Consider the following 16,787-nt stretch of genomic DNA (forward strand, 5'->3'; position numbering starts at 1 on the left):
TAACCTGCAGATTCCGCTGGCACTCGCTAGGGCTCATGTCGCGCTTGCCGGAAAGGCTCAGCGGGATGAATGTAAGAAGACTGTCCACACGATCGCCAAACAAATTGCAGAAAAGAAGTCTTGGTCGCATGAGCGTGCCCATGAATCCTTGATGGGGTATTTGGTCCATGAATGGAATAAGGCCGACCAGAACACTGCTCGTGCGCTATGTGGGCGTCTATTCAATTGAAGTTGACCAGTCAAGCAGTCCGTTCGCCGACGTCAGGCTTCTTTACACCTAGCTGGAGGCCCGCTCCCAGCCTGAAGCCGCCCCCCGCAGGACGCTGAACACGCTCAAGCCGGTTCGCCGGAGATTCCGGTAGCCGTAGGCATGAAGCTGTCAAAGGCACTGCTGACGGCGAAGCCACCCTCCGAACCATCGCCCCGCGAGCGACTGGAGACGGAGGCGGCTGACCTAGCCTTCATTGGCGCCTTCTGCCTCCCGCGCGTACTGCGTCGGAGGCTTGCCCACATGCCTCGAGAAGGCGACGCTGAACGTGCTGGCCGACGCATAGCCAACGCGCTCGGCGACGTCGGCAACGGCCACTTCCCGTCGACGAAGCATGTCCTTGGCCAGCGCCATCCGCCAAGCCAGCAGGTAGGCCATGGGCGCCATGCCCACCGCGCGACTGAAGCGCTCGAAAAATGTCGTGCGAGAGAGCGCCGCCACCTTGGCGAGATCTGTCACCGTCCACGATCTCGAGGGCTGCCCGTGCATCGCCCGTATGGCTGCTGCGAGACGCGCATCGGTGAGCGCGCGCACCAGTCCAGGGGGCGATGCAGCGCTGGCGTTCGAGCGCAAGGCTTCAATCAGGAGGACTTCGAGCAGGCGCGTGAGGATGAGCTCACGCGCCGGGCGCCGCTCCCGTGATTCCTGGCCGACGAGATGCACGAGCGTCGCGAGTCGCTCCTCGCCGCGCACGTGGACGAGTTCCGGCAGCAACGAGACGAGCAACGCGGCGTCCTGCGAGCCGAAGCTGCAATGGCCAGCCAGGATTCGCAGGTCGATGGGCTTGTCCGCGTCTCCTATCCTGAAGATGCCCGGGCTCTGTTCCACTGGCAGGGAGTTGGCGGTGTCGGTGGGCACCTCAAGGCTGGACATGGTGACGCCAAACGCCGCAGGAACCAAAGCAAAGTCGCCGGCTTCAAGCACGAGCGGCTCCCGCCCGTCGAGCGTCAAGCGGCAACTGCCCTCAAGCACAGCGCAGTAGAACGGCTGGCCGGCGTCTGATCGGTGAACCCGCCATGCCCCAGCGCCGATGACGTTCTTGGAGAACCGAGCGGTCGGCTGAAGCAGCAGGACAACCTCGGCAAGCGGATCGACCACGGCCGTACTCCTGCAAATGAAAGGCGGACGTTGGAGTGTAGCGAGTACGGCTTTTGGGCCCTATCGTGGCGGCGTCGAAACCCTCACGAAAGAACAGCCTCAATGAAAACCGTACTCGTCACCGGGTGCTCGTCCGGCTTTGGCTTGGAAACAGCCCGCGAATTCTTGGAGCGTGGGTGGCAGGTGGTGGCCACCATGCGTACACCCCGAGAGGATGTGTTGCCGCGGTCCGAGCGACTTCGCGTGCTGCAGCTTGATGTCACAGACGCGCAAAGCATCCGCGCGGCCATCAGCGCCGCTGGCCCGATCGACGTCCTGGTCAACAACGCTGGCTTTGGAGCACCTGCCCCTGTCGAGCTGACGAGCCTGGAAACGATTCGCGAGCTGTTTGAGACCAACACCTTCGGCACGATGGCGGTCTCGCAGGCGGTACTGCCTCAAATGCGCGAACGCCGCTCGGGCGTCATCGTGAACGTGTCTTCGAGCGTCACGTTGAAGGCGTTGCCCTTGGTCGGCATCTATCGCGCGGCCAAGGTTGCCGTGAACGCGTTCTCCGAGTCGCTGGAGAAGGAGGTCGCGCAGTTTGGCGTTCGCGTGCGGCTTGTGCTGCCTGGATCCTCCGGCGAGACGCGATTTCGAGAGACGGCGCGCGCGAACCTTCGGGGCATGGACGATGCAACGTATGGTGAGTTCATGAAGGCCGCCATCGCGCGCATGCAGGCCTCCACCGGCCCTGGGACGCGGGCCAAGGACGTCGCCGAGGCGGTCTGGCTCGCCGCGACCGATCTCAAGGCGCCGTTCTGCATCCCCGCGGGTGCTGACGCCGTGCAGTGGGCCGCGGAAGCCGATGAGAATGGCGGGGTGCGGAGCCGAGAGCTTCGATCCTTGCCCAATTGAGCTTGCGGGTGGAGCAAGGCTCACGGCTCCGAGAGCTGGTTCCCCCACGACTTCACCAGCGCCTGGATGGTCTGCGCCGCGACCTTGCAGGCCGGCGTCAACTTTCCGTGCCGCGGCGTTGCCAGCGTCACGTAACGCATCAGGTCCGGTCTCACGAGCTTGGTCGCCTGCACTCTCCCCGCATGCAAGTCCTCCGCGAATGAGTACGGCCCCAGGATGGAGTACAGCCCCGGCTGGGTGGCCACCAGCGTCCGCTGAACCGTCAGAGAGTCGGCTTCAGCCACCGCCTCGAGTTGGAAACCGAGTCCTCGCGCCGTCTCGTCGAGCGCGTTGCGCCAGTGGCTTGGGCGGCGAGGCAGCACCAGACGAAGTCCCTTCAGCCGAGAGAACGCAAGGGTCGGCTGCCGTGTGAGCGCGTCACCCGGCGCACTGACCAGGTAGGTGCTGACGCTCGATAGCAGCTTCTCCTCTCGGCCGGACGGCTTGCTGAATCGGAACAGCACAGCCAGGTCCAACGAACGACTGTCCAAGAGCGCATCGAGTTCCGTCCCCTGAGCCTCCACGAGATCAAGCGAGATGCCGGGATGCTCCCGCTGCAATCGCTCGAACAGCCTCGTGGTGAGCGGATGGGCAGCGGTCGGAATGATGCCGAGCGTCACCCGACCCACGATGCGGCCGGAGTCGGACTTCAGCTCGAGCGCCATCTGCTCGGTTTCCTGCAACCACGGACGCAGCCTGGCGGCAACCCTTGCGCCCAGCTCGGTGACGACCACCCCGCGCCCCGTCCGCCGGAACAGCGGACCGCCATAGCCGGCCTCGAAGTCGGTGATCTGTCGACTGATGTGCGACTGGGCCGTCTGCCGATGCGCCGCCACCTTGCTCAGACTTCCGGCCTCGACCACCTCGAGGAACAGGCGCACTGCCGCGATGTTCATGCGTGTCTCCGTGAGATATGCCAATTCTGGCATGGCTGATTCATCTGACGTGTGGCTATGCGGATGGTCGACGGATTTCTACATTCACTCCGACCGACCCGTATCCCGCAACCGGCACCCAGCCGGATACAGAGAGAAAACGGCCAGGTTCATCACCCACCCTTGGCACTGCGATTTCAGGAGACATCCATGCAAGCCCCAGACCTCCGCGGCCTCGTGCCCGCACCCGTTACCCCCTTCACCCGCGACGGCGCCGTCGACTACGCCGCCATCCAGCGCCTGGGCAGCTGGCTGGGCGGGATCGAGGGCGTCAAGGGCCTGACCGTCCTGGGTCACGCCGGCGAAGGCACGTTCCTGGAGCGCGACGAGCAGCTTCGCGTCATCGAAGCCTTCCGCGAATCCGTGGGGGACCGCCTGCCCATCATTGCCGGCATCACGCTGGAAGGGACGCAGGTCGCGGCTGAAGAGGCCAAGCGCGCGGTCAAGGCCGGCGCCTCGGCCGGGCTGGTGTATCCCTCCCACGGCTGGCTGCGCTTCGGCTATCAGGACGGTGCGCCGCAAGACCGCTACAAGGCCATCTACGAAGCCAGCGGCCTGCCGCTCATCCTGTTCCAGTACCCGGACGCCACCAAGGCCACGTACAACCTGAAGACGCAGCTGGAAATCGCTGCGCTGCCGGGCGTCTTCGCGATGAAGAACGGCGTGCGCAACATGAAGCGCTGGGACACCGAGATTCCTGTCATCCGCAAGGAACGCCCGGACCTCCAGATCCTGACCTGCCACGACGAGTACCTGCTGCACACCATGTTCGACGTGGACGGCGCGCTGGTGGGTTACGGCGGCCTGACCCCCGAGCCGCTGATCGAGCTGATTGCCGCCGGCAAGGCCAAGGATTACGCCAAGGCCCGCGCCATCCACGACCGCCTGCTGCCCGTGACCAAGAACGTCTATCACCGCGGCAGCCACATGGAAGGCACCGTCGCGCTGAAGCACGGCCTGGTGGCTCGCGGCATCCTGGAGCACGCCACGGTCCGCAGCCCGCTGCTGCCGCTGGCTGAAGGCGCCGGGGAGGAAGTCGCGGCGGCCCTGCGCTCTGCCGGCCTGGCCAAGTAAGCGAGAAGCCCGAGCACTGCGGGAGAGGCGCTGCCTTCTCCCGCAGTGCCCTCGGTGGCTCACCACCGACATCAATGGCGCGCCGGCGCATCGTGGCACGAAGAGAACTTCGGTCACCCGGCACCCCTACACGTCCGGCGAGGAACGCCGGCATAGGAGACAAGACATGTTCCGATTCCCCGTTGCCGCACTGGCGGCCGTGGCTGGGATGGTCGGCGGACAGTGCTGCGCGCAGACATCGGTCGCGCTGTCGGGCACCGTCGACGTCGGCGTCCGCCATGTGAAGAATGGCCGGCTGGGCAGCATCGACTCCGAAGTGAGCGGCGCCAGCACCACCAGCAAGCTCGTCGTCCAGGTCCGAGAAGCGCTCGGCGATGGCCTGAGCGCCGGCGTCTACCTCGACAGCACCCTCCTTGGCGACACCGGCTCGGTGAACAGCCCGTTCTGGGACAGACGAGCGACCGTCAGCCTCGCGCACGACCGCTTCGGCGAGATTCGCCTGGGACGCGACTGGGCGCCGACCCACATCCTTTGGTCCGACCTCGACCCCTTCATCACGCTGGGCATCGCCGGAGCCAACAGCTTCCGCTCCGTCTTCGCGTCGCGGGCACTTGGACAAGCCTTCGGCGCGAGTGCCGATGCAAACCAGCTCAACCCGACGCTTCGCATCGCCAACACCGCGCAGTACTTCCTGCCCACCGGGCTCGGTGGGGTGTATGGATCGCTTCTCGCGAGCGCAGGAGAGGGCGGCTCTGCGGGAGCGGGCTCCGCCAGAACGGATGGCGGCCGCCTGGCTTGGCGCGGTGAGCAGCTCATGGTCGGCGTGGCGCAGGTCACGACGCGCAACGCCAATGCCGGTCGCGACTTCACCGACCGCGTGTGGGGGGCGTCCTACGACTTCAAGGTCGTGAAAGTGAGCGTCGGTCAGCGCCAGTGGCGCCATGGCACGGACAAGACCACGAACACGCTCGTTGCCGCCTTGGTGCCTCTCGGTTTTGGCGACTTGAAGTTCACCTTCCTTCGCGCCGACCAGCAGGGGGCGACCGCCGCCCTCAACGCCAACGATGCGACCTTGATGGGGGCCGGCTACGTGCACTATCTGTCCAAGCGCACGGCGGTCTACGCCCACGCCTCCCGCATCGCCAACAAGGGCGGCGCTTCGTTCGCCGTCGCCGGCGGCCCCGCGGTGAGTGGCGTCGCGACCGCGGTCAACTATTTCGGAGGCCAGAAGTCGACCGCCTTCGAAAGCGGCATCCGACATAACTTCTGAGGTCCGTCCCCATGGAAGAAGCGATCAACCCCGGCGCCGGCAGAGCTCGATACACGAGCGCAGCCGCATCCGCGCCTGAGCCGAGCACCACAACCGAGGCGCCGTCCCCCGCCGCGCTCAAAGCGGCGAAGCTGCTGTTCCGCATCGAGAACGTGCCGTTCTGCCGGTGGCACACCAAGACCCGCGTCGTCATGGGAACCGCGACGTTCCTTGATGCCTTCGACGCCCTGAGCCTGGCGTTCGTCTTGCCGGTGCTCGTGGGTCTTTGGCACCTCAGCCCCGGTCAGGTGGGCCTGCTCATCGCGGCCGGCTACATCGGCCAGGTGATCGGTGCCCTGCTGTTCGGTTGGCTCGGAGAAAAGTGGGGGCGCGTGCCGGCCGTCTCCACCGCCGTCGCGGTGATGTCCGTCATGAGCATCGCCTGCGCCTTCGCGGGCAGCGTGCAGATGCTGTTCCTGCTGCGCTTCCTGCAGGGCATCGGCGTGGGCGGCGAGGTGCCGGTCGCCGCCACCTACATCAACGAGATGTCGCAATCCAAAGGGCGCGGGCGCTTCTTCGTGCTCTATGAGCTCATCTTCCCGTTGGGGCTGATGGCTGCGGCGCAGGTGGGCGCCTTCGTCGTCCCGCATTACGGTTGGGAGCTGCTGTTCCTGGTCGGCGGCATCCCGGGCCTGCTGGTCCTGGTGTTCATGACGCGCCTGCCCGAATCGCCGCGCTGGCTCGCGTCCAAGGGCCGCTGGGAAGACGCCGATCGTGTCATCGCCTCGCTGGAGGCGGCCACGCCGCGTCGCCAGATGGACGTCCATCGCGAGCACGACCGGGTACAGGCTCGGGAGCTCAGCTTGGCCGCGGGTCTGAAGTCCACGAGGAAGGCCGGCTGGAAGGAGCTGTTCTCGCCGCTCTATCGCCCTCGCACGCTCATCGTCTGGGTGCTGTGGGCGTCGTCGTACTTCGTCGCCAACGGCATCAACAACTGGCTGCCCACGCTCTACAAGACCGTGTACCACCTGCCGCTGCAGGACGCGCTCCGATTGGCCTCGGTGACGAATGTGCTCAGCGTCTGCGCCGTCTTCGCCTGCGCGATGCTGGTCGACAAGGTCGGGCGTCGCCGTTGGGCCACCGGCAGCTTCGTCGTCGCCGGGTTGCTGCTCATGGCGCTGGTCGCCACCGGTGCGCAGAGCGTCTGGGTGGTGGCCGTCCTCGCTTCCGCCGCCTATGCCGTGATGGGCACGACGACCGTGCTGCTGTACCTCTACACGCCGGAGATCTATCCGACCCGCATGCGGGCCATCGGCACCGGGCTGGCGACCTCCTGGTTGCGGGCGGCCTCCGCCGCGGCGCCGGCGATGGTCGGGATGATGCTCACGGCGCAAGGCGTGGCGAGCGTCTTCCTGATGTTCGCCGGGGCGACCCTCGTGGGGCTCTTCGCCTCGAGAAAGATGATCGAGACGACGGACAAGGCGCTGGAAGAGATCTCGCCCTGAGCGATCGAGGCGCCCTGACAAGAGAACAACAAGGAGACCCCATGAAGTTGCTCAACGCGCTGGTCGCTGTGATGTCCAGCGCCATGATTCCGCTGGCCGCCAACGCACAGGCCTTTCCCGAGAAGGGCAGCACGCTGCGCATCATCGTGCCGTTCGCGGCGGGTGGCGGCGTGGACAACGCGGCCCGGCTGTTGGCCGAGCAGCTCCGCAAGCAGCTGGGCACGCCGGTCGTGGTGGAGAACAAGGCCGGGGCCAGCGGAACGCTGGGAGGCAAGGCCGTTCAGACGGCTCCGGCCGACGGCTACACCATGCTCTTCTCGGCAGCCACCCACGTGCTCGCCAAGCAGGTCATGGCGACACCGCCATACGACCCGCAGACGGACTTCGTGCCGGTGGCGCGAGTCGGCGAAGCGCCGCTCATGCTGGTCATCGCGCCGGCGCTCGCGCCGAGGACGCTCGGTCAGATGATCGGCGCCGCAAAGTCCAAGCCTGACGAGTGGATGGCTGCCATCCCGGCGGCCGGTGCGCCGAGCCACCTGGCGACGCTTCTCTTCGCGAAACAGGCCGGGCTCAAGTTCACCTATGTCCCGTACAAGGGAACGCAGCCGGCTCTGGTGGACGTCGGCGGTAACCACGTGAGCCTCCTGCTCGACTCCATGGTGTCGCTGCTGCCGCTCGCGAAGTCCGGAAAGGTGAGACCTTTGGCCATCACCGCAGAGCGGCGAAGCGCTCTGGCTCCGGAAGTGCCGACGATGCAGGAAGGCGGGCTCAAGGATTTCAAGTACGCCTCCTGGTACGGCGTGTGGGTGCCGAGGGGAACGCCCGCGGACCGCGTTGCCAGGTTGAGCGCGGCGCTCACGCAAGCGTCGTCGGAGCTGGGACGCAATGGCGCGTATGCGGCGATCGGCATCGAAGCGCTCTCCGAAGGCAGCGAGCAGTTCAGGAAGTTCATCGCCGCCGATGTCGCTCAAGGCGCCGAACTCCTGAGGAGTTCGGGTTTCAAGCCCGAATGAGGGCGCGATCAGTTCGCCGTTGCACTGGCCTTCGCCGTGCTGCCGCTCAGGCGCAGACGCCACAGGTCGTAGCGCTCGCTCCCGGCGTTGACGGCGCCGGCGAAATGCTGGTTGAGCTGGCTGGCGGTGAACACGAGGTGGCCGTCGGGCGTGATCGCGGGGGTGTCGGGCCAGGAGACGCCGTCGTCGGTCGCGAGAAGCGACATCGTGCGCGTCGACGGGTCGAAGCGGACGATGCCATTGCGAGTGACATCGGTGATGTAGAGCAGCCCTTGGGCGTCGACGACGATGCCGTCCGTGTTGCCGCCGACGTCGCCGATCGTGCGCACCCTGGAAGCGAGAGCCGCATCGCCCATCGAGGCGTTCCTGAGCGCTTTGGTGTCGATCGAGAAGGCGTGCGTTCCCGTGGTGACGGTCCAGTACAGCGTGCGCGCGTCCGGCGACAGGGCGATGCCGTTGATGCCCAGCTTCAACGGATTGCCGCTCCAGACCTCGGCGCCATGGGACACCACCTTCACGCCAGGTTCCGGCAACACGGAGGGATGGCGATGCAGGACGCGACGACTCGTGCCGGTCGCGAAGTCGACCACGATGATGCCGGCCAGGTTGTTCGGTGCGCTGCGCAGGCCGCTGTCGGAAACGTAGGCGATCTTGCGCGCCTCATCGACGGCGATGTCATTGAGGAAGCTGCCCTTGCGGTCCGCCACGGCATCGAGCGCCAGGCGCTTGACGATCCGTCCGCTGGCCAGCTCGTAGACGACGATCTTCTGCCCGCCGATGGGGGCCTGCGCCTCGCCGGCGACGAATCCCATGTCAAGGGCCCACAACCACGAGTTGCGGCGGTCGACGTGGAAGCCCAGCACATTGCGCAGGCCGTCTTGCGGCGGTGCTGTGACCGAGTTGCCGTCCTCGGAAGGAAAAGCCGTCAGAGGGGCCGGTCCGCCATCGGCTGTCGTGTCGAGGATGCTCAGCGTCGCCGGCGCGTCGGCCGCGATCAGCCGAGGCGTGCTGACGAAGGCGCGGCCCTTGGCATCGAAATGGATGCCGGCGATCGGTGTGTTCACGGAATTGCCGAACGGCGCCTTCGCCTCTTCGTTTGCTTGCCACGTCACCCCGCTGTAGCTGCGCCAGCGCTCGAGCACCGCGCGCTCTGCGCTCCAGGCGGGCGGGACCAGTGCGGCGGTCATGGCAAGGGCGGCCAGTGCCAGCGTCGTCGATCGGAGGGTCGTCATGAGTTTCATCGGGGTGGCGGCGAGCGTGTCGCACGGTTGAAGTACGGTGCCGCCACTCTATTGATGTCGTGTTGGGAGATAAACTGGCGAGTCGGAAAATCATTAGTTCCCAACAAGATCAAATGGCGCGCCGCTTCGACTACTTGGGAGATGTGGAGGTCTTCCTGGCCGTGATGGAGCACGGCTCGTTCTCCGCGGCCGCGACCGCGCTGTCGACGACGGCGTCCGTGCTCAGCCGGGCGGTAGCGAGGTTGGAAGCGCGGCTTGGACAGCAGCTGATGCGCCGCACCACACGTCGTATCGGATTGACGGATGCAGGGCGCCGCTACCTGGAGCAGTCCCGGGGCGCCTTCGAGCTGCTGAGAGAGGCGGAGGAGGAAGCGCAGTCGCAAAGCGTGGCGCTCAGCGGGCGGGTCCGCATCAGCGCGCCCACCACCTACGGCCACTTCCGGCTCCCCGCGCTGCTCCAGCCCTTCCTGATGGCCCACCCGCAGGTGCGACTGGAACTGAACATCACGAACAGGAACGTCGATCTGGTCGCGGAGGGCTTCGACATGGCCATCCGCCTGGGACAGCTCCCCGACAGCGGACTCATTGCGCGAAAGCTTGAAGATGCCGAATTGCGGCTCGTTGCCGCGCCGGGCTACCTGAAGCGTGCCGGCGTGCCACAGTCGCTGGATGACTTGGCGGGGCATGTCTGTCTGCCCTTCGTGCTACCGAGCACGGGAAAGCACGGCACCTGGTCGTTTCGACTCGGGGGAGAGGACATCGAATGGCGGCCCAGTTCCGTGCTGGAGGTCTCGGACGATGTCCTTGGCACGGTGTCGCTGGCCGAGCAGGGCGTGGGCATCTGCCAGACCTACGACTTCGTTGTGCGTGAGCGTCTGAACCGTGGGAGCCTGGTCGAACTGTTGCCGCAACTCGGTGGGCGTACACGACCGTTCTCGCTGGTGTACGCGCCTCACCGACATCAGTCGACGGCGACGCGAGCCCTTGTTGAGGCGCTCTCATCCTTCAACGCAACACCTGTCACTTGACGGACCCGCGCTTCGTTGAGCAACCACGCCAGCCGCGCCGCCGCCGCGTCCGGCGAGAGTCCTTCCGGCCGCACGTTGGAGATGCAGTTGCGCTCTGCGTCCACCCGGCCCGGCCGGGGCGCCCAGGTGACGTAGACGCCCATGCTGTCAGGGGAGCTCAAGCCCGGGCGCTCGCCGATGAGGACCACGACGAGCTTCGCGCTCAGCGCTTGACCGATCGGATCGCCGATCGCGACGCGTGCCTGACGGGCGATGGCCACCGGTGCCCAACGCCAGTCGTCGCCAAGCAGCGGCCGGAGCGCCTCGATGAACGGGAGCGCATGCCGCTCGACCGCCAACGCGGACAGGCCGTCGGCGACGACCAGCGCCAGATCCGGCTGCGTCTCGACATCGCGCGCGGACAGCACGGCCGTCGATCGCTCGTCGAGCCGCCGACCGAGATCCGGCCGCTGAAGGTAGGTCGCTCGATCCTCGGCGGCACTGTGCAGATCGAGCGTCTCCAAGCCCGCCTCGTTCAAAGCGGCCGCGAGCGCCTCGTGATCCAGCTCGCGATGCACCGCATCACGCGCCTGCGCATGGGCCAGCTGGAACGCCAGGTGCGCCGACGTGGGCTGGCTGATGCCCGCTCGGCCCAGACCGATTCGCGCGGGCGTGTGGCGCCGCAGCGTGTGCCAGGGATTGGGGGTGAGGACGTCGCTCATGGTGTGGCGCTCACGACGACGGCAGCAAGGCGGCGAAGGCCGGGGACATGGTGTCGACCAGATGACCCGGCGCGCCGGGTCGCGCGATGTGCATGCGTTCGAGCCAGCGCTCGAACTCCGGCGCGGCGCGCAGGCCCAGCACCCGCCGCGCATACAGCGCGTCGTGGAACGAGGTCGTCTGGTAGTTGAGCATCACGTCGTCGGAGCCCGGGATGCCCATGATGAAGTTGCATCCCGCCACGCCCAGCAGCGTGAGCAGCACGTCCATGTCGTTCTGATCCGCCTCCGCATGATTCGTGTAGCAGATGTCGCAGCCCATGGGCAGGCCCAGCAGCTTGGCGCAGAAGTGGTCCTCCAGGCCGGCGCGAATGATCTGCTTGCCGTCGTAGAGGTACTCTGGCCCGATGAAGCCGACCACCGTGTTCACGAGCAGCGGCTCGAAGTGCCTCGCCACCGCGTAGGTCCGCGCCTCGAGCGCCTGCTGATCGCAGCCGTGATGCGCGCCGGCGGACAGCGCGCTGCCCTGGCCGGTCTCGAAATACATCACGTGACGGCCGCGTTCGCCGTCGTCGAAGACGGCGCCTCGCGCCAGCGACAAGGCCGCCGCGCGAGCCTCGGCGAGCAGCGCCAGGTCGATGCCGAAACTGCGATTGGTCGCTTCCGTGCCGCCGATGGACTGGAACACCAGATCCACCGGCGCGCCGCGCTCAATGCACTGCATCGTGTTGGTCACGTGCGTGAGCACGCAGCTCTGCGTGGGGATCTCGAAGCGCTCGAGGACCTCCGCCAGCAGGCGCAGCAGGTGCGCGACCTGGGTCACGTTGTCGGTCGCCGGATTGATGCCGATGACCGCGTCGCCGCTGCCGTACATCAGACCGTCCAGCACGCTGGCGGCGATCCCGTTGGCGTCGTCGGTCGGGTGATTCGGCTGCAGGCGCGTGGACAGCCTGCCCGCGAGTCCCAGCGTGTTGCGAAAGCGCGTGACGATCTGGCACTTGCGCGCGACGAGGATCAGGTCCTGATTGCGCATGATCTTGCTCGTCGCGGCCACCATCTCGGGCGTGAGGCCGGGCGCCAAGTGCGTCAATGCCGCGGTGTCCGCCGCGTCCGAGAGCAACCATTCGCGCAAGCCGCCGACCGTCAGGTGAGCGATCGGATGGAAGGTTGCGGCGTCGTGGCCGTCGACGATGAGTCGGGTGATCTCGTCGTCCTCATACGGGATCAGGGCCTCGCTGAGAAAGGTCTTCAGCGGCAGATCGGCCAGGGCCATCTGCGCGGCCACGCGTTCCTGCTCCGACCCGGCGCAGACGCCGGCGAGTCGATCGCCTGATCGCTCCGGCGTGGCCTTGGCCATCAGCTCGCGCAGGCTGTCGAAACGGTAGCTGATGGCGCCGATGCGCTGGGCAACATTCATCGCTGGCTCCTTGCGTCCAGCTTAACCGCGTGCCCGGCCAATCGTGTGACGGGCGTCCCGCTGGCGTGGGCTCAGTCCTGCGACGGCGGCCGCTCCGTCCGGCCATCCGCATGCCGCGCGAATCGATCCTCCTGGTCGCCGTGCACCGGGGCTTGACTCGGCCAGGGCCAGCCGCCGAACTCGGTGCGCCGGTAGTCCTCGAAGGCCTGACGCAGCTCCTGCTCGGTGTTCATGACGAAGGGGCCGTACTGCGCCACCGGCTCGCCGATGGGCCGGCCCTGCAACATCAGGAGCTCGGCAGGCTCGTCGCCATTCGTCAGCACGACGTCGACGCTCGCCTGCAGCTCGACGGAATGACCGACGGTCACGGGATCGCCGCCGATCGTCATGCGGCCGCCGGCGAAGAAGTACAGCTTGCGCCGCGTGCCGTCGCCCAGCGCGGCGGGCAAGGTCCATTGCGCGCCGGGCTCCAGGCGCAGCGTCCACATGGCCAGGTCCGAATGCAATCGCGCGCCCCACGAGTCCGGCGGCGGCGCGAGCGGCTTGGTCAAGCCTCCGCCGGGATGAGCGGCATCCGGGAGGGCGCCCGCGATGACCACCACCTCGGTCGCGCGACCGGCCTCGTCGACGAAGGTGTGGCGCGGGATGTCCTGCGACCAGAACATCGTGAAGTGAGGCTCCACCATCTTGCTGTCGGCAGGCAGGTTGAGCCAGATTTGGAACAGCTCCAGCGGGTTGGGGCGGTCGGTGTGGAGCAGGGGGAACATCTCCGCATGGACGATGCCCTTGCCGGCCGTCAGCCACTGCACATCGCCGCCGCCGAAGCGTGCGCCGGCGCCGAGCGAATCGGCGTGGTCAATGCGGCCTTGGCGCACGATGGTGACGGTCTCGAAGCCGCGATGCGGGTGGGCGGGGAAGCCCGGCACCTGCTGGCCGTGGTACATGCTCCAGCCGTCCTTGCGCGAGAAGTCCGAGCCGATCTGCCGGCCCGCCAGCAGCGACACATCCGGGCCGTGGCGGCCGTTGCCGGGCGGATAGGCGTCGTCGTGGTGCACGCAGAACAGGAAGGGGTCGATCGTCTCCCAGGGCATGCCCAAGGGCTGGAGGGAGAGGATGGGCGAGGCGGTGGTGCCGGTGGGGATGGCGGTCATGGTGGTCATGGCGAGGTCCCGGAGGTCCGTCACCCTACCGCGAATGGGCGAGTCGTGCTGACGAGGTGGGATCTCAGACCTTGGCGAGGAAGGCGGCCGCATCACCTGCCTCGCACTTCCAGTCTGCGAAGACTCCGACCAGGTTGCATTCCACGCAATGGCAAGCGATGTAGTACCAGCGCACGTCATGCGTGCCCGGGTACACGGAGACGCCGGACACCAGCTCAAACACCTCGTTCTCGCACACGCACTCGTGCGCCTCAGGTTGCGCTTCTTCAATGTGGTCCGCGCTGTCGCCCATCAGGTGCTCCTGCCCGCAGTCGGTGCAGGTGCGGATCGCCACACCGGCCTCCTCATCAGACTGCAGCGCGAAGGTCCGGCATCCGCAATCGCATTTGGATGAGGCAAACCTGACGGCCTCGTGGCCATTTGCAATGCTGTAGCTGCGCAGTTCAGCTTGTGTGTCGCCGGACGTGGTCCCGTACCAGAACTCGCCCTTCTTCGTCAGTGCCATTGATGCTGCTCCATTCCTCAAGATCCGGATTCTGCCTGGGGCCGGTCCGTCATCGTGAAAGGATTGGGTCGCGGTGGTCGTCGACTGGAGTGGCGGAGACCTACATGCTGCGAAAGCGGCTGCGATGCGCCCGGCTCACCGGCAGCGATTGAGCCTGCCCCCGCAGGACCACCCATAGCTCGCCATCGTCACGGCGCTCGATCCGCTCGATGGCTCGCGCGTTGACGACCGAGCCACGGTTGATCTGCCAGAAGGCCTCGGGATCCAACGCCGTCAGAAGATCTCCCAGCGACATGCGCAGCAACAGCTGCTCGCCGCCCTGACTGGTCGCGCGCGTATGGCGCAGCTCGGAACGCAAGGAGGCCAACTGGTCGACCTCCAGCAGCTTCATCGTGTTGCCCGTCCACGCTTGCAGGAATCGAAGTCGAGTCGGCTGACTCACCTGCGCCTGGAGTCGCTGGACCGACGCCGCCAATCGCGCCGGCGTCAGCGGCTTGCGCAGGTAGTCGACTGCTCCGTGGTCGAACGCGTCCAGCGCGTGCTCGGGATGCGCCGTCACGAACACGATGCGTGTGCCCTGAGGGGCGAGTGCGGCAAGCGACAGCCCGTCGATGCCCGGCATTCGGATGTCCAGGAAGGCGATGTCGGGCCGCAGCGCATCGAGCATCCGCCGCGCCTCGCTGCCATTGTTCGCGCGGCCCGCAATGACGAGCTCGGGCCAGGCCTCGGCCAGGAGCTGCTCCAGCTCCTCCAGCAGTTGGGGTTCGTCGTCGGCGAGCAGGGCGGTCGTCATGTTTGAGGAAGCAAAAGGGTGGCCTCGGTCAGGCCGGCGGTGTTCGTCGCGAGCGTGAGGCTCGCGCGGTCGCCATAGAGCGCTTGCAGGCGCTGGCGCAGGTTCGTCACGGCCAAGCCGTGGCCGGCGGTCGAGGTGGCCGCCAACGGGCCGCCGCTGTTGGTCACGGACAGCCGGAGCAGTCCTTCGGACGCCCGCGCGCCCAGATGCACGGTCCCGCCTTGCTCACTGCATTCGATGCCGTGTCGGATCGCGTTCTCCACCAGCGGCTGCAACATCAGCGGCGGCAGGCGAAAGCCATGCAAGGTCGCGTCGACATCGAGCCGATAGGACAGCCGATCGCCGAGGCGGAGCGCCATGATGGCCAGGTAGTGCTGGACCATTTCGCACTCTTCTCCCAGCGTCGAGTGCTCATGCTGTCGCAACCGATCCAGCGTGGCTTCCAGCAGGCCGGTGATCGCATCCAGAAGCGGCAGCGCGCGCTCCGAGCCCTGGCGGACGAAGCTGCGCAGCGTCGCCAAGGTATTGAACAGGAAGTGCGGCTCGATTTGCGCCTGCAGCAACATCAGCTCGGCGCGCAGCAGCGCGCGCTCCTGCTCGACTCGGCGCAATGCGCGTACTCGTCGAAGTCCTTGAAGCAGCGGTATGCCGATCAGCGTGGCGCCGAAGCCCAGGTGCAGCCAGAAGCGGGTGAGGCGGTCGCCGTGCTTCATGACTGCGGTGGTGAGCGCCATCTCCGTGGCCCATCCCAGCGTCGCGCCGAGCAGCAGTCCCAGGAAGAGAAGCAGGGGAAGGCCGGGCTGCCACCGGGCCGGCAGACGCCGGCCAAGCCATCCGCTCAATCCGTCCGTGACGGCGTGTCCCAGCCACAGTCCGAGGGACAACGCCCAGGCCGGATGTCCCCGTAGCCAGGGCGCGGTCACCAGGAACGCTCCGGCGCCAGCGAGCAGCGGGAAGGCTAGACGCCAACCCAGTCCGTCCTCCTTCAGGACCTGCGCGAGTTCCTCGCCCCAGGCGGCTTCGATCCGGCTCATGGAGGGGTCAGGTTTTGAGCTTGACGCCGCAGCGGCGGCACGCTGCCCTGACCGGTGGTGGGCGTTGTGTTCGGCACGACGTCCAACTGGAAGCGTGTCGCCTGCAAGCGCCCCGATCCCTCCAGGAGGAAGCCGAAGCTCAGGGTCGTCGCGTCGGCGGGGATGTCGAGGACGACCTCCGCCGGCTTCCAGCTGAACTCGCCTGTCAAGGGACGGTCCTTCATGTTGTCGAAGGCGGTGGCCGTGCGTTGTCCGCTGTCGCTGCGCATCCAGACGCCGCCCCAGCCGTCGATCTTCTCGCCACGCACCTGGGCGCTGAGACGCACGCGTTTGCCCGCGTAGTCGGTGGCCGCGATCTGCTGCATCAGGGTCTGAAAGCCCTGATCGCCCGACTTGCAATCGATGTTGAAGACTTTGGGGCTGGGCGCGCCGGCCGCGATGACCACCGAGCTTTCGCAATCGGCTTTGGGATTACCGGCCTGAAGCCACCCGGCGGGCAGAGCGGAGGAGGGCTTGGCCAGCGCGGTGGCGAGTGCGCCGACAGCAATGGCGGCAATAAGGGCCGAGGATTTCATCGATCAATCTCCTGAAGCAGACTCGAATCGGTCTGTTCTCAGGCTAGGGCTTGGGAGGCGCAGAGTCCGGGTAATGGGGCAAACGGCTTCAGCGCGCGCGGCAGCGGTTGAAATGGCGACACGAGTGATTTGGGGAGGTGCTACGAGAGGACCAGACGGCGGCGGCGATTCTGTCATTCGCGGACGTCATTGCCGACGGGTACATTCCGCCATCCTGTCGGCAATCACGCTCTTGTTCCCATCGAGTGCCGTGTGGCC

16 protein-coding genes and 1 pseudogene are annotated in these 16,787 nt (G+C 66.7%); 7 read left to right on the forward strand and 10 right to left on the reverse strand.

The genetic code is table 11. From position 1 onward, the window contains the following. Positions 1-229 (forward strand): annotated as a pseudogene (locus ABDW59_RS23095) (ATP-binding protein); the annotation flags it as partial. A 225-nt stretch (positions 230-454) separates the two neighbouring features. On the opposite strand, the gene ABDW59_RS23100 reads toward ABDW59_RS23095, so the two are convergent. Beyond that, positions 455-1,366, reverse strand: a complete 912-nt coding sequence (locus ABDW59_RS23100) for an AraC family transcriptional regulator (RefSeq protein WP_343633575.1) — start codon at positions 1,364-1,366, stop codon at positions 455-457. A 102-nt stretch (positions 1,367-1,468) separates the two neighbouring features. Here ABDW59_RS23100 and ABDW59_RS23105 point away from each other — a divergent pair, with 102 nt between their 5' ends. After that, positions 1,469-2,263: an SDR family oxidoreductase gene (locus ABDW59_RS23105; protein ID WP_343633577.1), complete on the forward strand. Its 795-nt coding sequence runs from the start codon at positions 1,469-1,471 to the stop codon at positions 2,261-2,263. Between the two features lie 20 nt (positions 2,264-2,283). Here ABDW59_RS23105 and ABDW59_RS23110 read toward each other — a convergent pair whose 3' ends face one another. Continuing rightward, the gene (locus ABDW59_RS23110) at positions 2,284-3,198 is read right to left on the reverse strand and encodes a LysR family transcriptional regulator (protein ID WP_343633578.1); all 915 of its coding nucleotides are present in this window, start codon (positions 3,196-3,198) and stop codon (positions 2,284-2,286) included. A gap of 189 nt (positions 3,199-3,387) precedes the next feature. Between ABDW59_RS23110 and ABDW59_RS23115 the strand changes: the two genes are divergently transcribed. The 4 genes from ABDW59_RS23115 to ABDW59_RS23130 all read left to right on the forward strand — a co-directional run bounded on the left by ABDW59_RS23115 (position 3,388) and on the right by ABDW59_RS23130 (position 8,078). Then, positions 3,388-4,311, forward strand: coding sequence for a dihydrodipicolinate synthase family protein (locus tag ABDW59_RS23115; protein WP_343633580.1), 924 nt, complete (start codon positions 3,388-3,390; stop codon positions 4,309-4,311). A gap of 166 nt (positions 4,312-4,477) precedes the next feature. Then, complete coding sequence (locus ABDW59_RS23120; RefSeq protein ID WP_343633582.1) at positions 4,478-5,581, forward strand: porin; 1,104 nt, start codon at positions 4,478-4,480, stop codon at positions 5,579-5,581. Positions 5,582-5,592: 11 nt separating this feature from the next. Beyond that, positions 5,593-7,065 (forward strand): MFS transporter, encoded by a 1,473-nt coding sequence (locus tag ABDW59_RS23125; protein ID WP_343633584.1) that lies wholly within the window; start codon positions 5,593-5,595, stop codon positions 7,063-7,065. Between the two features lie 41 nt (positions 7,066-7,106). Beyond that, positions 7,107-8,078, forward strand: coding sequence for a tripartite tricarboxylate transporter substrate binding protein (locus tag ABDW59_RS23130; protein ID WP_343633586.1), 972 nt, complete (start codon positions 7,107-7,109; stop codon positions 8,076-8,078). Between the two features lie 8 nt (positions 8,079-8,086). On the opposite strand, the gene ABDW59_RS23135 is transcribed toward ABDW59_RS23130, so the two are convergent. After that, positions 8,087-9,265, reverse strand: a complete 1,179-nt coding sequence (locus tag ABDW59_RS23135; RefSeq protein ID WP_343633605.1) for an L-dopachrome tautomerase-related protein — start codon at positions 9,263-9,265, stop codon at positions 8,087-8,089. Between the two features lie 167 nt (positions 9,266-9,432). On the opposite strand from ABDW59_RS23135, the gene ABDW59_RS23140 reads away from it, so the two are divergent. Beyond that, positions 9,433-10,347: a LysR family transcriptional regulator gene (locus ABDW59_RS23140; protein ID WP_343633588.1), complete on the forward strand. Its 915-nt coding sequence runs from the start codon at positions 9,433-9,435 to the stop codon at positions 10,345-10,347. On the opposite strand, the gene eutC is transcribed toward ABDW59_RS23140, so the two are convergent. The 7 genes from eutC to ABDW59_RS23175 form a co-directional block, all read right to left on the reverse strand. After that, a complete protein-coding gene (gene eutC, locus ABDW59_RS23145; RefSeq protein WP_343633590.1) occupies positions 10,281-11,048 on the reverse strand; it encodes an ethanolamine ammonia-lyase subunit EutC in 768 nt (255 codons plus the stop codon). The two genes, ABDW59_RS23140 and eutC, sit on opposite strands and share 67 nt — an antisense overlap. A 10-nt stretch (positions 11,049-11,058) precedes the next feature. Further along, on the reverse strand, positions 11,059-12,462 hold the full coding sequence (locus ABDW59_RS23150) for an ethanolamine ammonia-lyase subunit EutB (RefSeq protein WP_343633592.1): 1,404 nt from the start codon (positions 12,460-12,462) through the stop codon (positions 11,059-11,061). A gap of 71 nt (positions 12,463-12,533) precedes the next feature. Then, a complete protein-coding gene (locus ABDW59_RS23155; protein WP_343633595.1) occupies positions 12,534-13,622 on the reverse strand; it encodes a pirin family protein in 1,089 nt (362 codons plus the stop codon). Between the two features lie 64 nt (positions 13,623-13,686). Continuing rightward, entirely contained in the window at positions 13,687-14,127 is a 441-nt protein-coding gene (locus ABDW59_RS23160) for a hypothetical protein (protein ID WP_343633597.1), read from the reverse strand. Positions 14,128-14,227: 100 nt separating this feature from the next. Continuing rightward, the gene (locus ABDW59_RS23165; protein WP_343633599.1) at positions 14,228-14,920 is read right to left on the reverse strand and encodes a LytTR family DNA-binding domain-containing protein; all 693 of its coding nucleotides are present in this window, start codon (positions 14,918-14,920) and stop codon (positions 14,228-14,230) included. Next, positions 14,917-15,954, reverse strand: a complete 1,038-nt coding sequence (locus tag ABDW59_RS23170) for a histidine kinase (protein WP_343633601.1) — start codon at positions 15,952-15,954, stop codon at positions 14,917-14,919. The genes ABDW59_RS23165 and ABDW59_RS23170 overlap by 4 nt, the downstream gene beginning before the upstream one ends. Next, on the reverse strand, positions 15,951-16,529 hold the full coding sequence (locus ABDW59_RS23175; RefSeq protein ID WP_343633603.1) for a hypothetical protein: 579 nt from the start codon (positions 16,527-16,529) through the stop codon (positions 15,951-15,953). Before ABDW59_RS23175 ends, ABDW59_RS23170 begins: the two co-directional genes overlap by 4 nt. Between the last annotated feature and the right edge of the window lie 258 nt (positions 16,530-16,787).

It is taken from the genome of Roseateles sp., assembly GCF_039595295.1.
GTDB lineage: Bacteria > Pseudomonadota > Gammaproteobacteria > Burkholderiales > Burkholderiaceae_C > Roseateles.